We start from the raw sequence: 15,525 nt of genomic DNA on the forward strand, positions 1-15,525 counted from the left end.
CCACGCATCCCGGCGGGACGCCCGATCCGACCCCCACCATGCCCCTCGGCACGAATCCCGACATGAACGAGGTCGTGGGCAGCCACGACCTGCTGCTCGTCACACTCGACACGCTGCGCTACGACGTGGCCTCCGAGCTGGCGACCGCCGGGCGGATACCGCACCTCGCCCGCCATCTGCCGGGCGGACGCTGGGAGGAACGGCACGCCCCGGGGAACTTCACCTACGCCTCGCACCAGGCGATGTTCGCGGGTTTCCTGCCGACCCCGGCCGCCCCCGGGCCGCATGAGCGGCTGTTCGCCGCCCGGTTCGCGGGCAGCGAGTCCACGGCCCCGGCCACGTACGTCTTCGACACCCCGGACCTGGTCTCCGGCCTGGCCGCGGCCGGGTACCGCACGGTGTGCGTGGGCGGGGTCGGCTTCTTCAACAAACAAGGGGCGCTCGGCGGGGTGCTGCCCGGTCTGTTCCAGGAGAGCCACTGGGAGCCGGGGTTCGGGGTCCCCTCCCCCCGTTCGTTCGAGGCGCAGGTCGAGTGCGCCGAGGGGGTCGTGGCCGCGCTCCCCGCCGAACAGCGGCTGTTCCTCTTCGTGAACGTGTCGGCGCTGCACCAGCCCAACTGGTTCCACCTGCCCGGCGCGACCCGGGAGGCGGGCGACTCGCGCGTCACGCACGCCGCCGCCCTGGAGTACGTCGACCGGCACATCGGTCGTCTCTTCGCCGCCGCGAGCCGCCGCCGGCGGTGTTTCGCGATCGTCTGCTCCGACCACGGCACCGCGTACGGGGACGACGGATACACGGGTCACCGGCTCGGCCACGAGGCCGTCTGGACCGTCCCCTACGCCCAGTTCTTCCTCGATCCCCCTTTTCCGGAAGAGGCCCGATGAGCACGGTGAGCCCGATGAATCCGACGAGCCCGATGAATCCGACGAGTCCTACGAGCCACATGAGCCCGATGAGCACCGCGACCCGTACGGCCGCCGCTGACGCCGCCGTTGACGAGGCCGCGCCAGTACGCCCGTACCAGAGCTACGTCTACGCCTACCCGCACAAGACCGCCTACCGGCCGCTGCGCCCCCGGCCCTCGCTCGGCGAACTGTGGGCGAGCGAGGACCAGCGGGCCCTCTCGCTGTATCTGCACATACCGTTCTGCGAGGTGCGCTGCGGCTTCTGCAATCTCTTCACGCGCATCGGCGCCCCGGACGGTCTGACCACCGCCTACCTCGACGCCCTGGAGCGGCAGGCGGGCGCGGTGCGCGCGGCGCTGGACGGCGGGGCGCGGTTCGCCGCCGCGGCGTTCGGCGGCGGCACCCCCACCTTTCTCACCGCCGCCGAGTTGACGCGGCTGTGCGACATAGCGGAGCTGCGCATGGGCGCGGACCTGCGGTCGGTGCCGCTGTCGGTGGAGGCGTCCCCGGCGACCGCGACCGCCGACCGGCTCGCGGTGCTCGCCGAGCGCGGCACCACCCGGCTGAGCCTCGGGGTGCAGAGCTTCGTGGACTCCGAGGCGCGGGCGGCGGTGCGCCCGCAGCGCCGCGCCGACGTGGAAGCGGCGCTCGGCCGCATCCGGGCGGCCGGTATCCCCGTCCTGAACATCGACCTCATCTACGGCATCGACGGGCAGACCGCGCGCAGTTGGCGGCAGTCGCTGGACGCCGCCCTCGTCTGGCGCCCCGAGGAGCTGTATCTGTACCCGTTGTACGTGCGCCCGCTGACCGGGCTGGGCCGCCAGGAGGGGGCCGGGGCCGCGGCGGACGCGCGATGGGACGAGCAGCGGCTACGGCTGTACCGGCAGGGCCGTGACCATCTGCTCGGCCAGGGCTACGAGCAGGTCTCGATGCGGATGTTCCGGCGCGCGGACACACCGAGCAGCGGCGGCGCCCCCGCGCGCCAAGACACCTGCGCACGCGAAGACACCCCCTCACGCCAAGACACCTCCACACGCCAGGACGCCCCCGCGCTCCAAGACGCACCCACCCGCCGAGACGAGACCCCCCTCCAAGACGAGGCCGCCCGCCGGGACGAGGCTGCCCGCCGGGACGAGGCTGCCCGCCGGGACGAGGCTGCCCGCCAAGGCGACCACGCCTGCCAGACGGACGGAATGGTCGGTCTCGGCTGCGGGGCCCGCTCCTACACCTCGTCCGTCCACTACTCCTTCGACTACGCCGTGGACATGCGGCAGATCCGCGCCATCGTCGACGACTATGTCGCGCGGCCCGCCGAGGAGTTCGGCCGCGCCGAGGTCGGCCACCGGATGTCCGGCGACGAGCCGCGCCGGCGCCATCTCCTGCAGTCGCTGCTCCAGGCCGAGGGCGCGTCCCTCGCCGAGTACCGCGACCGCTTCGGCACCGAGGCGGGCGCGGACTTCCCCGCCGAGCTGGCGCGGTGCGCCGCGCGCGGCTGGCTCGACGAGTCGGCCGCCCCGGACCGGCTGCGGCTCTCGCCCGAGGGACTGGCGCACTCGGACGCGCTGGGCCCCGAGCTGTTCTCGCCCGCGGTGCGCGCCGCGATGGCCGACTACGACCTCAAGTGAGCGGGCGCCACGTGACCAGTGCTCAGACGGCGGGCGGCGGACGGGACTTGACGCTCCTGTACCGGGGCCCGCTCGCCTCGTGCGACTACGACTGCCCGTACTGCCCCTTCGCCAAGCGCCGCGACAGCCCGGCGGCGCTCAGGGCCGACCGCGCCGCGCTGGAACGCTTCACACGCTGGGCCGGTGAGCAGAGCGGCGACCGGCTGTCGGTCCTCTTCACGCCCTGGGGCGAGGGCCTGGTCCGCTCCTGGTACCGCCGGGCGCTCATCGAGCTGAGCCAGCTGCCGCAGCTGCGCAGGGTGGCGATCCAGACCAACCTCAGCTGTCGTACCGAGTGGCTCGCCGACGCCGACGCGGACACCGTCGCGCTGTGGTGCACGTACCACCCGGGCCAGACTCCGTACGGCCGGTTCCTGGACCGGACACGGGAGTTGGCGGCGCTCGGCGTGCGCTTCAGCGTCGGGGTGGTCGGCCTCCCCGAGCACCTCGACGACGCCCGCAGGCTGCGCGCCGACCTGCCCGGCCACGTCTACCTGTGGGTCAACGCCGCCGAGGGCCGCACGTACACCGACGCGGAGGCCGCACTGTGGACGGCCCTCGACCCGCTCTTCCCGTACAGCCGCGACCCGCACGCCAGCCGCGGACTGCCGTGCCGTACGGGCGAGTCGGTCGTCTCGGTGGACGGCGACGGCACGGTGCGCCGCTGTCATTTCGTCCGTGCCGAGCTGGGCAACCTCTACGACGGCACGTACCGCGCGGCGCTGCGCCCGCGCGCCTGCCCGCTCGCCGTCTGCGACTGCCATATCGGCTATGTGCACTTGGAGTCGCTGCCGCTGTACGACGTGTTCGCGGGCGGGGTGCTGGAGCGCGTACCGGCTCAGCCCTTGCGGCCCACCCCGCCGTAGAAGGCGACGCGGGAGAGTTCGTCGACGGCGGGCGGCGCGCCGTCCGGCCGCCACAGCGGGGCCTGTACGAGGCCGGGGTCGAGGAGGTCGAACCCGTCGAAGAAGGGCACGATCTCCTCGAAGCCGCGCACGGTCAGCGAGGCGGTGGCGTTCTTGTACGCGTCGGCGGCGTCGCCCTCCACGTGGGGGTGGAAGTCGCCGGTCCCGTGGGTGAGGATGAGGTAACTGCCGTCGGGCAGCGCCTCGCCGAGGGTGGCGACGATGCCGGCGGGGTCCTCCGCGTCCGTGATGAAGTGCAGGACGGCGACCAGCATCAGGGCCACCGGCTCGTCGAAGTCGATGAGCCGGCTGATGACGGGGTGGGCCAGGATCGCCTCCGGCTCGCGGACGTCGGCGAGCACGAATCCGGCGTCGCCCGCGTTGGTGAGCTTCGCGCCCGCGTGGACGGAGACGATCGGATCGTTGTCCACGTAGGCGACCCGTACGTCGGGCGACTCCTCGCGGGCCACCTCGTGGGTGTTGGGCGAGGTCGGGATGCCGGTGCCGATGTCGATGATCTGCCGGATGCCGCCGCGCACGACTTCCCGCACGGCGCGGCGCAGGAAGGCCCGGTTGGCGCGGGCGCTGGGCCGGGCATCCGGGATGATCTTGATGACCTGCTCGGCCGCCTCGCGGTCGACCTGGTAGTTGTCCCAGCCGCCGAGGTAGTAGTCGTACATCCGGGCCGGGTGGGGTCTGCTGGTGTCCAGCTCCTCGGCCGAGAATCCGCGCTCGCTCACGTGCTGCTCCCTCACTCGCCGCTCATGCTCGGCACCGCGAGCAGGAAATCGGCCTCGCCCGCCTTCGCGCCCTGGATGAATGTCTGGATCTCGTGGTGGGTGTAGATCAGCGCGGGCCCGTCGGGGTCCGTGGACTGACGCAGGGCCACCCTGCCGTCGCGCAGCCGCATGGCCTCGACACAGCTGCCGCCGTTGCCGCCGCTCCACGGCTTGTGCCAGCCCTCGCTCCCGAGGTCCTTGGCGGGCATGCCGTTGTATATGCGACCCATGGTTCAGATCTCCTTACGAATGCCACCCAGGTAGGCCTCGGTGGTGTGTGCCGGCGCGGCCTGCGCGCACATGCGGTCGAGCGCCTCCAGCAAGGTGGAGACGTCGTCGCGCTGGTCGAAATAGACGGCCCCGACGAGGTTCTCGGCGTAGGCGATGTCCGGCAGCTCCTGGATCGGGAACCGGAAGATGTGGAACGGCCCGTACATCGCCGGGTGCGGTCCGGCCTCGAACGGGATGACCTGGAGTCGCACGTTGGGCATGGCGGTGGCCTCGATCAGCCGGTCGACCTGCTCGCGCATGACCTCGGGGCCGCCGATGCGCCGGCGCAGGACGGTCTCGTCCATCACGACCCAGAGCAGGGGCGCGCCCTCGCGGGTGAGGAGCGACTGGCGCTCCATGCGGACGGCGACCCCGCGGTCGATGTCGGCCTCTTCGGCGTGCGGCATTCCGGCGCGCAGCACCGCGCGGGCGTACCCCTCGGTCTGCAGCAGTCCGGGGATGTAGTGCGGTTCGTAGGCGCGGATGAGGTTGGCCTCACCCTCCAGGCTCACGAAGGCGCTGAACCAGTCGGGGAGCACGTCGCGGAACCGGTGCCACCAGCCGGGCTGGTTGGCCTCGCGGGCCAGTGCGACGAAGTTCTCGATCTCGTCGGAGTCGTCTATCCCGTAGATGCCGAGGAGCTTCTCGATGTACGGGATCTTGAGCCCGACCTCGGCCTTCTCCATCCGGCGGACGGTGGCGTGCGTGACGTCGAGGGCCCGGCCCGCCTGTTCGTAACTGAGCCCGGCCTTCTCGCGCAGGTCCTGCAATCGCTTGCCGAGCACTACGCGAAGGACGGTCGGAGCGCCTACCGGCCGTGCGTCCGCCACTGTCGATCCCCTCCAACTGATGTCATATGCCTAGCAGTGTGTCACGCAGCTGGTTGAGCTAACAGACTGTGCTTGCGATTCTGCAATTTACAGATTGAACCTTGCCACACGCGACTCACATCGCACATAGTTGCCAAGTGGCCTACTCCTATGACGCAGTCTCGTTAAGGCGCCGAGGCGGTTCGTCCGTCCAGCACCTACAGGACGCGTTCCACCTGCCGGCCCGGAACACCTCGGTGGCCGAAGCGCGAAGACGAGTTCTCGCGCGGCTCGGTGAGTGGGGCGTGGTGCAAGTGGTGTGCGAGGACGCCGAATTGGTGGTATCCGAACTCTTCACCAATGCCGTGCGGCACACCGAAAGCGACAAGGTCAGCTGCCGGCTGCACGTCAGCGGCGACCGGCTGCACGTCGAGGTGGCCGACCAGGGATACGGTCCGGATCAGCCGCGAGCCAGGCTCAGCGGCGCGGACGAGGAGAGCGGGCGCGGCCTGCTGCTGGTCGGCGCGGTGTCGGACGCCTGGGGCGTACGCCCTGGTGAGATCGGCCGGGGGCGCGTCGTGTGGGCGGTACTGGCGGGCGCGCGGCCTGGGCACTGAGTGGGGTTCCGGCCACGGCGCGGGACGGACTTACGGGCGTACGGACGTACGGCGCGACATCCTCCGCACGCAGAGGTCCCGTACGGCACTCTCCGTGCACGCCCGCCTCGCGGCGCGCTCCGCAAACGGGCCCCCGTACGGCACTCTTCGTAATCGGCACCCCCTACGGCACGCTCCGGATACGGCGCCCCGGCGCGGCGTCCCCTCAAGAGGCGCGGCGAACAGCGCGAGCGGTCCTGGGCCGCCCCCGTGGCCGGTCGGCCGCGTGTCGCTACGGAGCGTTCAGGGCCCATCCGGGCGCTCGGGTCCGCGCGACCCGATCCGCCGGACAGGCCCTCGTATCAGCCTGCGGGCTCAGAGCGGCAGCAGGTCGGGGCGCTTGGGCTCGACGTGGTCGCCCGAGGACTCGCCGCGCAGCCGGCGGCCGATCCAGGGCACCAGGTACTCGCGCGCCCAGTGGATGTTGTCGCGGCGCACCTCGGCGGGCGAGCGCTGCCCCTCCGACGGCCATGCCTGGTCGGGGTCGGCGGGTACGTCCAGCCCGAGCACCTGCGCGGCACGCAGCGCGACCCGGGTGTGCCCGTCGGGGGAGAGATGCAGCCGGTCGTCGCTCCAGGCGCGGCGGTCCTGCACGGAGCGCAGCGACCACAGGTCGAGCACCGGGCAGTCGTGACGGTCGGCGATGGCCCGTACGTGCGCGGTGTAAGTCGCGATCTTGCCGCGCAGATGGCGCAGCACGGGGATGCCCCGGGTGTCGAAGCCCGTGCACAGCAGCACGGTGCCGACGGAGGACGCGAGGTCGGCGACGGCCGCCTCGTAACGCTCGGCGACGTCGTCGGGGTCGCTGCCGGGGCGCAGGATGTCGTTGCCGCCGGCGCAGAAGGTCACCAGGTCGGGGCCGAGCTCCTTGGCGCGCGGCACCTGCTCGGCCACGATCTGGTCGAGGAGCCGGCCGCGGACGGCGAGGTTCGCGTAGCGGAACCCTCCGGGGGCTTCGGCGCCCTCCCGGGCGTCCGAGTCGGCGCGCTGGTCGGAGAGGAGCACGGCGAGCCGGTCCGCCCAGCCGACGAAGGTGTCGTCGGGCCCGGGATCGCCGACGCCTTCGGTGAAACTGTCCCCTACAGCCGCGTACGACCCGATCGCGTCACTGTTGAATGTCTTCGAATCGTCTGCCACGACATCCCATCTTTCACCCCCGACAGTGACTTACGCCATCGTAACCAGGGGTTGACGTGCAGTGATGTATCCCACCTCAATCAATTCGGCGAAGGTGGAATACGGCGGCGGCCAGGTCGCCGCGGAGCCCCGTGCGCAGTCCGCGGTGCGTGAGGACCGCTCCGCGGTGTGTCTCGCCCCGGTCCGGGTCCCTGTAGCGGGCCGCCGGATCGAGCCCGCGCAGCCGCAGTGGCGGCTGCTCCTCGCCGTACCGCTGGGCCGGCAGCCAGGCCAGCACGGCGCTCTCCTCGCCGCGCACGTACTGGACCGCGCAGATCCCCTCGCCGGGCGGTCGCAGCCGGTACAGATCGCCGCCCTGCACCAGCGGCCGTATCCGCTTGTACAGCTCGATCCACTCCCGCGCCTCCCCGAGCTCCTCGGCGCTCCACCGCGCCAGGTCGCCGCCCACCCCCAGCACGCCCGCCATGGCGCTCACGAAGCGGAAGGGGAGGGGGCTGACCCGTCCGTTCATCTGGTCGTTGGGGCTGTCGGTGACCCAGGCCGCCATCATTCGGGCCGGGTGGAGCTGACTGAAACCGTGCTGGATGGCGAGCCGGTCGAGTGGGTCGGTGTTGTCGGAAGTCCACATCTGGTCCGTCCGGGCGGCCATGGCCAGGTCGACGCGCCCGCCGCCGCCGGAGCAGGATTCGAAGGCCACGTGCGGGTGGGCGGCGCGGAGCCGGTCCAAGAGTCCGTAGAGGCCCTGGACGTGGTCGGTCCACAGCCGCCGCGGGTACGGGTCGCCGGGCCAGCCGGCATCCGTGAAGGAGCGGTTGAAGTCCCACTTCACGTAGTCGACGGGCGCTCCGCGCAGCAGGCCGTCGAGCCGCTCCCACAGGTACGCGCGCACGTCGTCGCGGGCGAGGTTGAGCACGAGCTGGTTGCGGAATTCGGTGCGGCGCCGGCCCTCGTGGTGCTGCACCCAGTCGGGGTGCGCGCGGTACAGGTCGCTGTCGGGGTTGACCATCTCCGGCTCGACCCAGATGCCGAACTCCATGCCGAGGCGGTGCACTTCGTCCGCGAGCGGCTTCAACCCGTCCGGGAACCGTTCGGTGTTGGGCGTCCAGTCGCCGAGTCCGGCCGCGTCGTGGGTGCGCGCCCCGAACCAGCCGTCGTCCACGACGAACAGTTCGACGCCCAACTCGGCGGCATGGCGGGCCAGTTCGCGCTGCTGGTCCTCGCCGACGCGGAAGCCGGTGGCCTCCCATGAGTTGTAGAGGACCGGCCGCGGCCGGTCGGCGGCCGGGATGACGTGGCCGCGCTGCCAGGCGTGCCAGGCGCGGCTCGCGGCCCCGAAGCCGCCGTCGGTCCACAGTCCGGCGAAGACGGGGGTGGTCCAGGAGTCGCCGGGAGCCAGCCGCAGCAGGCCGGAGTCGTCGTGTCCGGCGCCGCCGACGGTCTGCACCGCTCCGTCGGGCAGCAGCTGCACGGCGATCCGCCAGGAACCGGACCAGCCGAGCGCGCACCCGTACACCTCGCCGCTCTCCTCCCCCGCGTCGCCCGCGTCGAGGGCGATCCAGGGCAGGTGGGCGTGGCCGGTGTGGCCGCGGCGGCTGCCGATCAGCTGCTCGCCGGGGGTGAGGGCGCCGCGGACCAGGCGGCTCTCGGCGCCCCAGCGGCCGTGCAGGTGGGAGAGGCGCCACGCGTCGCGCGCGGGCAGCGACCAGGCGGCGGAGTCGGCGCGCAGCAGCTCCAGGGGGGCGGCGTCGTCGCCGCGGGTGCGGGCGTGGGTGAGGGTGACCCAGCGCTCTATGACGTCCGAGCCGGCGCGCACCCGGTAGTGAAGGGTGAGGGCGAGGTGGTGCAGCCGGTCGTGGAAGCGGAGCCGCAGTTCGTCAAGGTCGGTCTCCCCCTTGGTGAAGGACCACTCGGTACCGCGCACGCCGTCGGCGCGTACGGACAGGGCGGGGCGCACGAAGCGCGGGCCCCCTTCGACGGGGTACTCCTCGCGCCCGTCGAGCGGTGATTCGAATCCGCGCGCGGCGGGGATCTTCTCTGCGGCGAGGGCCTGCGCGTCCTCGATCGTGATCCGCGGCCCCCAGTGGAGATGGAGGAGCTCATCGTTCTCGGTGAGGTGCAGTGCGTAGCCGCTCCGGACGCCGGACAGCAGCCATATCCGGTCGTTTCCGCCGACCTCGATCACTAGGCCCCCCAATGTCGACAGGTCCGAACATCATCGGGTCGGCGGTGGTCATGAGGCAACGCCCGTGCGGCGCCGACGCCGAACTGATTGCCCCTGGAACCCATGTCGTATGGTCGATTCAGCTGCCTTGTCGACGAGCCGCGTCGACGGACGGAACCGAGGAGCGCCCGTGACCCAACAGTCGCCGCAGATCCCGTCGACCGAGCCGGAACTGGCCGGTGTCCGCAACTTCCGGGACGTGGGCGGGCTCCCCGCCCTCGACGGTCGGCGCGTGCGACACGGCGTCCTGTTCCGCAGCGGTCACCTCGCGCACGCGACCGAGGAGGACGCCCGTTTCCTCGGCTCGCTCGGCCTGCACACGATCTTCGACTTCCGTAACGCCTCCGACATCCGGCTCGAAGGCCCCGATGTCGCGCTCACCGGCGTCAGGAACGTGAACATACCGCTCAGCGACCCGGCCGACGGCAAGGAGTTCTGGGCGATGGTCCGCGACGGCCACCTCGACCAGCTGCGCGTCGCGCTCGGCGAGGGCCAGGCGGTCGGCCGGATGTCCAGCTCGTACCGCTCCATCATCACGGAGCGCACCGCCGAGCACAGCCGGGTGCTGCACGCCCTCGCCGAGGAGAGCGTGCCCGCGCTGATGCACTGCGCCGCGGGGAAGGACCGCGCCGGGCTGTCCATCGCGGTCACCCTGCTGGCCGTCGGCGTGGGGCGCGACGCGATCCTCGCCGACTATCTGGAGTCCAGCGCCCCGCACCGCCGCTACAAGATCCGGCGCGGCGACAACTCGGCCGCCGCGCTGTCCCCCGAGGTCATGGAGCTGCTCGCGCCGCTCTTCGACGCGCGCGCCGAGTATCTGGCCGCCGCGTTCGAGACGATCGAGGAGCTCTGGGGCTCCACCGACCGCTATCTCGAAGAGGGGCTGGGCCTCTCATCGCGGACCCGCGAGCTGCTGCGCGCGCGGCTGCTGACGGACTGAGCGGCCGGCCGGCGCCGCACGGCGGGGGCCCGTCGCCCCCGCCGCGGCCGGCCCCCGCGGCGACGGGGCGCGGACGGGCCTTTCGCCGGGGCCGTGCGGAACGAGCCGCCGCGGCCCTCCTCCAATCACCGGCCGACGACCGGCTCGGGGGGCGGCTGCGGAGTCGCCTCGCGGGGCGGTGCGTCGGTGTGGTTCGACTGCCGGGAGAACTGCGTGCGGTACAGCTCCGCGTAGAGCCCGTTCAGCTCCAGCAGTTCCTCGTGGGTGCCGCGTTCCTGCACTCGCCCCTTGTCGATGACGAGGATCTGGTCGGCGTCGCGGATGGTGGACAGCCGGTGGGCGATCACCAGTGAGGTGCGACCCGCCAGCGCGTTCTTGAGGGCCCGCTGGAGTGCTGCCTCCGACTCCGAGTCGAGGTGCGCGGTGGCCTCGTCCAGGACCACGATCGGCGGGGCCTTGAGCAGCAGCCGCGCCATGGCGATGCGCTGCTTCTCCCCGCCGGAGAGCCGGTATCCGCGGTCGCCGACCATGGTGTCGAAGCCGTTGGGCAGGGACTGGATCAGATCCCAGATCTGCGCCGCCTTGCATGCCTCGGTCAGCTCCTGCTCGGTGGCGTCCGGCCGGGAGTAGGTCAGGTTCGCGCGGATGGTCGTGTGGAAGAGGTGCGCGTCCTGGGTGACCATGCCGATCGTGTCGTTCAGCGACCGCAGGGTCAGGTCACGGAGGTCGTGTCCGCCGATGCGGATGACGCCCTCCACCGGGTCGTAGAGCCGCGGCACCAGGTGGGTGCTGGTCGTCTTGCCCGCGCCCGAGGGGCCCACCAGCGCGGTGAGTTTCCCGGCCGGGGCGGTGAAGGACACGTCGCGCAGGGTCCACGTGTCGTCGGAGCGTTCCTGCATGGGCTGGGCGACGGACTCCAGTGAGGCCAACGAGACCTCGTGGGCCTTCGGGTAGCGGAACGACACGCCGTCGAACTCGATGTCCGGCGCCGCCCCGTCCGCGGCCGTGGCGGGCAGCGCCCTCGCGTCCGGCTTCTCGGAGATCAGCGGTTTGAGGTCGAGGACCTCGAAGAGCCGGTCGAAGCTGACGAGTGCGGTCAGCACGTCGGCCTGGGCGTTGGAGAGCTGTCCGACCGGGGCCGTCAGCCGGGTCAGCAGGGTGGCGAGCGCCACCAGCGAACCGAGCTCGAAGGCGCCGTTGACGACGAGGCCGCCGCCGATGCCGTACACCGCCGCGGTGGCCAGGGTGCCCACGAGCAGCGTCGTGAGGAAGAGCAGCTTCATGGCGACGGAGTGCCGGACGCCGATGTCCCGCCCCCGGCCCGCCAGCCGTGAGAACTGGCCGTTCTCCCGCTCCGGGTGGCCGTAGAGCTTGACCAGCAGCGCGCCGGTCACGTTGAAGCGCTCCTGCATCATGGAGCCCATGTCGGCGTTGACCTGCATGTGCTGCCGTACGAGCCGCTGTAGCCGCCGCCCGATGAGGCGGCCGGGCAGGATGAAGAACGGTATGAGCACCAGGGACACCAGGGTGATCACCCAGGACAGGTAGAACATCGTGATCAGCACGAACACCAGGGTGAGTCCGGCGGAGAACACCGTCGACAGCAGTTGGGTGACCGCCTGCTGGGCGCCGACCACGTCGGTGTTCAGCCTGCTGACGAGGGCGCCGGTCTGCGCCCTCGTGAAGAACGCCAGGGGCTGGCGCTGCACATGGTCGAAGACCTTGGTGCGCAGATCGTAGATGAGCCCCTCGCTGACCCGGGCCGAGAACCACGCCTCGGCGAATCCCAGCCCGCCCGCCAGCAGCGCCAGTGCGCCGACCGCGATGGCGCACCACACCACGACCGACATGTGGTGGCCGGTGATGCCGTTGTCGATGAGGTATTTGAGCAGGACAGGCGGGGCCACCACGCTGGCGGCGTTGAACGTCGTGATGATCAGGAGAAAGACGATGCTGCGGCGGTGCGCCCCGAGGTACGGGAGGATCCGCTTCGCCGTGCCGGGTGTGATCCGCTGTTTGATGATGGAGGGGTCCGGCGCGTCCCCCCGCATGATTACCGGTCCGGGGCCACCCATCATGGCCACTGGTACCACCTCTGTCTCGTCGTCAGGGTCGGGGCCGGACGGGCCGGTGGCACCGTACGGCCGGCGCGGCCGGCGGTTCGGCCCGCGGCCCGCTTCCCGGTGTCCGGCGCCGGTTCCGTCCCCGGGCCGCCGGCTGTCATGGCCGCCGGCCGGCGAAGAAATCCACGATCGCGGAGTTCACCGCGTCCGGCTTTTCGAGATATCCGTAGTGCCCGCACCCGGCTATCTCCGTGTACGCGCAGCCGGGAACGCTCTCGGCGACCTCGCGCCCGAGGTACGGGCGTACGACCAGGTCGTCGCGGAAGGAGATGACCAGGCAGGGGCACCGGACGCGCCGGTACGCCGCCAACCGGTCCGGGACCGCCTGGAGGCTGAGCTGGTTGCGGACTCCCGAGGGGTCAACCGCCGACATCTCGAAGATGTCGAGCCAGCCTTGGAGCTGCCGCTCGTCGTTGAGCGTCATTGGCGAGAGGTTCTGGATCGCCTGCACATAGGCCGCGTAGCGGGGCGGGATCTTGGTGCCGCTGTCGCAGAGGTCCATGTCGCCCGCGGCCATGGCGGAGACCAGCGCGTCGGCTCTGCCGCAGGTCGCCATCAGCACGGCCTGGCTGATGAGCCCGGGACGGGCCACGAGCAGTTCCTGCACGATGATCGCGCCCAGCGAGAAGCCCACGACGCGGCACGGCCCCACACCGAGGTGGTCGATGAGGCCGGCCACGTCCGCCGCCATGTCGTCGAGGGTGACGCCTTCCTCGCACGGGTCGCTCGGCGGAATGCCCCGGTTGTCGAGCGTGATCGCCCGGTACCCGGCCGCTCTCAGCGCGGGCACCTGGTGCGAACGCCACACGCGGCCGGGCGCCGCGGTCCCGGTGACCAGCACGACCGGCTTCCCGGCGCCGTACACGTCATAGCCGAGGGTGATTCCGTTGATCCTCGCCACCGGCACGGGGGCCTCCCTTCACCTGTCTCGTGTTCCGTTCAGGACCGTTCGGTTCAGGACCGTTCAGGACTGCGCAGGACCGTCCGGCGTCTTACGGCGGCCGGCCCGTACGAGGGTGCGCCGGTCGGCGGACGCCCGTACACGCGGCGCCTCCGTACGTGAGGGGGACGCGTACACGCGGTGAGTCCGTACCCGCGGCGCCTCCGTACGTGCGGCGTGCCCCGCCGGCGGCCCCGGTCGTCATGGGCGCCCCGCGAACCGGCCGACCTTGGCGATGACGTCCTCGTCGTAGAGGCGCAGCGCCTGCTGGAGCGCGAACTCGGCCATGTACCGCCGGAATTCCTCCGGCGGCTCCTCCGCGAGGTTCAGCATCCTGCGGTTGGCTACGACCGCCGGGGCGCTCAGCCGCTCGACGCTCCGGGCGACGGCCGCGTCCATCTCCTGCGGCTCCACGATCTCGTCGGCCACCAGCCGGGCGTCGGGTTCGCTCGCCCAGATACGCCGCCCCTGGAGGATGACCTGCCGGGAGACGCGCGGCCCCGTGTGCCGACCGAGCCGGAAGTTGCCGGCCCCGGGCACGATGCCCTCACGGGCGGCAGGCAGGGTGAAGTAGGCGTCAGCGGCGGCCACTACATGGTCGAGGACGAGGAGCAGTTGCATGCCGCCGCCGATGGCGAAGGTGTCGACGGCGCCGATCCAGGGCTTCTCGACCGTACGCGCGTGCCACGCTCCTTGGCCGTCGGACCGCACTCCCCGCACGAGCTTGTGGAGGTAGCCCAGTTCACGGCGGAGCAGGAAGCCGACCAGTGAAATGTCGCCTTCGTGCAGGCTCTTGAGGTTGATGCCCGCGCTGAAGACCCGTTTGCCGCGGTAGCGGGGGTGGGTCATCTCGCCGCCGCGCACCACCCCCACACGTACATCGGGGTCGAGCAGCGCGAGATCGACGGCGGTCTCCATGTCGTCGACCTGCTCGACGTCCTCGGCGTTCAGGCAGTCGTCCCGACACATCGTCACATACGCTGCTCCGTCACGCCGTTCGAGCAGGACCGACCGGGTACGGACCTCGCCGGTCCGGCGGAAGGCGGGCAGCAGTTCCAGGGCCCGCGGCGTCGGCAGCAGCATGGTGTCGAGCAGGTGCGGGCCGGCGGTCGGGGACCCGAGGACCGCCCGGAGGAAGATGCCCTGATCGATCTCGTACCCCTCCTTGTCCGCCTGGCGCCGTTTCCGGTCGTCGGCGAGCTGCCGGGCCGAGGGGACAAGGGAGGGGAACTCGTCGGCGGCGGCCGCGACCAGTTCGGCGAGGCGCAGTCCGACGGTGCGGCCCTCGGTGAGCCGGTCGTACACGAGGTCGGCGCGCGCCCCGAGGAAGCGGACCCGCTGTGCGCGGGCCGCGTCCTTCGCCGCGGCGGCCTCGGCCCGCTGCTCCGGCGAGCGGGAACCGGGCTCCGGCAGCGTCGCCACCAGTTCCTCGACGCGGGCCGCCGCCTCGTACAGGCTCGGCCAGACGCCCTCGACGGGCGCCGGGGACGGCTGAACGGTGGTCATGAGACCTCCTGTGCGGCGCCCCGCAGCACCCGGTCGCAGGCGGCCAGGTGCGGGCCGAGCGCGTCCTCGAAACTCATCGTCCTGGCGTCGAGCAGGAGCTGTCGGCGGATCGCGAGATCCTTCCCGGACAGGCCGCTGACCAGCCCCGCGGCGGCGGCGACCGCCTGTTCGGGGTCGTCGACGAGCCCGTCGACGATGCCGAGCGTACGGGCCTCGGGCGCGTCGATCGGCAGGCCGAACAGCACGGCCCTGCGGGTCCGGGCGGCACCGGCCAGCTGTACGAGCCGGTAGCCGGCCATGCCGGGCCAGGTGGCCGAGCCGTCGCCGTGCACCAGCAGCCGGGTGTCGAGGGCGGCCACCCGGATGTCGGCTGCCAGGAACACGTCGAGCGCCGCGCCGCCGCACTCCCCGTGGGCCAGCGCGAGCGTGGCCATGGGGAGCCGTTCCAGTCGGCGCACGGCGCGCTCCCACTTGCTGACCAGCATGACGTCGAGGCCGCCGGCCCAGTCTCCGGCCGGGGCGCCGGTGGCGTGCACGATGACGACGCCGGAGCCGCCGCGGTCCTCGGCCCGGTCGCAGAGGCCGGCGAGGGTCTTGACCGTCGTGGCCGACAGCGGCTCGGCGCCGTCGATCTCCACCATGAGCGTGTGGTCCATCGCACCCTCCGGGT

Annotated in this window: 14 protein-coding genes; 5 read left to right on the forward strand and 9 right to left on the reverse strand. The window is 71.9% G+C overall.

All coding sequences use genetic code 11. From position 1 onward, the window contains the following. Positions 1–62: 62 nt before the first annotated feature. The 3 genes from AC07AB_RS05095 to AC07AB_RS05105 all read left to right on the forward strand — a co-directional run bounded on the left by AC07AB_RS05095 (position 63) and on the right by AC07AB_RS05105 (position 3,435). The gene (locus tag AC07AB_RS05095; RefSeq protein ID WP_478560219.1) at positions 63–884 is read left to right on the forward strand and encodes an STM4013/SEN3800 family hydrolase; all 822 of its coding nucleotides are present in this window, start codon (positions 63–65) and stop codon (positions 882–884) included. A 68-nt stretch (positions 885–952) separates the two neighbouring features. Then, positions 953–2,530: an STM4012 family radical SAM protein gene (locus AC07AB_RS05100; protein ID WP_478560222.1), complete on the forward strand. Its 1,578-nt coding sequence runs from the start codon at positions 953–955 to the stop codon at positions 2,528–2,530. Positions 2,531–2,541: 11 nt separating this feature from the next. Then, positions 2,542–3,435, forward strand: coding sequence for an STM4011 family radical SAM protein (locus AC07AB_RS05105; RefSeq protein WP_478560225.1), 894 nt, complete (start codon positions 2,542–2,544; stop codon positions 3,433–3,435). On the opposite strand, the gene AC07AB_RS05110 is transcribed toward AC07AB_RS05105, so the two are convergent. The 3 genes from AC07AB_RS05110 to AC07AB_RS05120 are packed head-to-tail and all read right to left on the reverse strand — an operon-like array spanning position 3,408 to position 5,353. After that, positions 3,408–4,214, reverse strand: a complete 807-nt coding sequence (locus AC07AB_RS05110) for an SAM-dependent methyltransferase (protein ID WP_478560228.1) — start codon at positions 4,212–4,214, stop codon at positions 3,408–3,410. The two genes, AC07AB_RS05105 and AC07AB_RS05110, sit on opposite strands and share 28 nt — an antisense overlap. An 11-nt stretch (positions 4,215–4,225) precedes the next feature. After that, positions 4,226–4,483, reverse strand: coding sequence for a DUF397 domain-containing protein (locus AC07AB_RS05115; protein ID WP_478560231.1), 258 nt, complete (start codon positions 4,481–4,483; stop codon positions 4,226–4,228). A 3-nt stretch (positions 4,484–4,486) separates the two neighbouring features. Next, the gene (locus AC07AB_RS05120; RefSeq protein ID WP_478560234.1) at positions 4,487–5,353 is read right to left on the reverse strand and encodes a helix-turn-helix domain-containing protein; all 867 of its coding nucleotides are present in this window, start codon (positions 5,351–5,353) and stop codon (positions 4,487–4,489) included. Positions 5,354–5,568: 215 nt separating this feature from the next. On the opposite strand from AC07AB_RS05120, the gene AC07AB_RS05125 reads away from it, so the two are divergent. Continuing rightward, entirely contained in the window at positions 5,569–5,949 is a 381-nt protein-coding gene (locus tag AC07AB_RS05125) for an ATP-binding protein (RefSeq protein WP_478561541.1), read from the forward strand. 354 nt (positions 5,950–6,303) lie between these two features. Here the strand turns inward: AC07AB_RS05125 and AC07AB_RS05130 are convergent, their stop codons facing one another. Together AC07AB_RS05130 and AC07AB_RS05135 are read right to left on the reverse strand one after the other, a co-directional pair. Then, the gene (locus AC07AB_RS05130; RefSeq protein ID WP_478560238.1) at positions 6,304–7,125 is read right to left on the reverse strand and encodes an SGNH/GDSL hydrolase family protein; all 822 of its coding nucleotides are present in this window, start codon (positions 7,123–7,125) and stop codon (positions 6,304–6,306) included. Positions 7,126–7,201: 76 nt separating this feature from the next. Continuing rightward, on the reverse strand, positions 7,202–9,307 hold the full coding sequence (locus AC07AB_RS05135; protein WP_478560241.1) for an alpha-galactosidase: 2,106 nt from the start codon (positions 9,305–9,307) through the stop codon (positions 7,202–7,204). A 169-nt stretch (positions 9,308–9,476) separates the two neighbouring features. On the opposite strand from AC07AB_RS05135, the gene AC07AB_RS05140 reads away from it, so the two are divergent. Further along, positions 9,477–10,286, forward strand: coding sequence for a tyrosine-protein phosphatase (locus AC07AB_RS05140; RefSeq protein ID WP_478560244.1), 810 nt, complete (start codon positions 9,477–9,479; stop codon positions 10,284–10,286). 125 nt (positions 10,287–10,411) lie between these two features. On the opposite strand, the gene AC07AB_RS05145 is transcribed toward AC07AB_RS05140, so the two are convergent. The 4 genes from AC07AB_RS05145 to dpgB form a co-directional block, all read right to left on the reverse strand. Next, positions 10,412–12,364, reverse strand: a complete 1,953-nt coding sequence (locus tag AC07AB_RS05145; RefSeq protein WP_478561543.1) for an ABC transporter ATP-binding protein — start codon at positions 12,362–12,364, stop codon at positions 10,412–10,414. A gap of 142 nt (positions 12,365–12,506) precedes the next feature. After that, positions 12,507–13,316, reverse strand: coding sequence for an alpha/beta fold hydrolase (locus AC07AB_RS05150; RefSeq protein WP_478560247.1), 810 nt, complete (start codon positions 13,314–13,316; stop codon positions 12,507–12,509). Between the two features lie 234 nt (positions 13,317–13,550). After that, complete coding sequence (gene dpgC / locus AC07AB_RS05155; RefSeq protein ID WP_478560250.1) at positions 13,551–14,855, reverse strand: (3,5-dihydroxyphenyl)acetyl-CoA 1,2-dioxygenase DpgC; 1,305 nt, start codon at positions 14,853–14,855, stop codon at positions 13,551–13,553. Next, positions 14,852–15,511, reverse strand: a complete 660-nt coding sequence (gene dpgB, locus AC07AB_RS05160) for an enoyl-CoA-hydratase DpgB (RefSeq protein WP_478560253.1) — start codon at positions 15,509–15,511, stop codon at positions 14,852–14,854. Before dpgB ends, dpgC begins: the two co-directional genes overlap by 4 nt. Positions 15,512–15,525 lie beyond the last annotated feature (14 nt).

This window comes from Streptomyces sp. NPDC044033 (assembly GCF_056434425.1).

Coding starts and splice junctions, on each gene's coding strand:
- AC07AB_RS05095 (WP_478560219.1), top strand. CDS start 63: ATGAACGAGGTCGTGGGCAGCCACGACCTGCTGCTCGTCACACTCGAC.
- AC07AB_RS05100 (WP_478560222.1), top strand. CDS start 953: ATGAGCACCGCGACCCGTACGGCCGCCGCTGACGCCGCCGTTGACGAG.
- AC07AB_RS05115 (WP_478560231.1), bottom strand. CDS start 4,483: ATGGGTCGCATATACAACGGCATGCCCGCCAAGGACCTCGGGAGCGAG.
- AC07AB_RS05145 (WP_478561543.1), bottom strand. CDS start 12,364: ATGATGGGTGGCCCCGGACCGGTAATCATGCGGGGGGACGCGCCGGAC.
- dpgC (WP_478560250.1), bottom strand. CDS start 14,855: ATGACCACCGTTCAGCCGTCCCCGGCGCCCGTCGAGGGCGTCTGGCCG.
- dpgB (WP_478560253.1), bottom strand. CDS start 15,511: ATGGACCACACGCTCATGGTGGAGATCGACGGCGCCGAGCCGCTGTCG.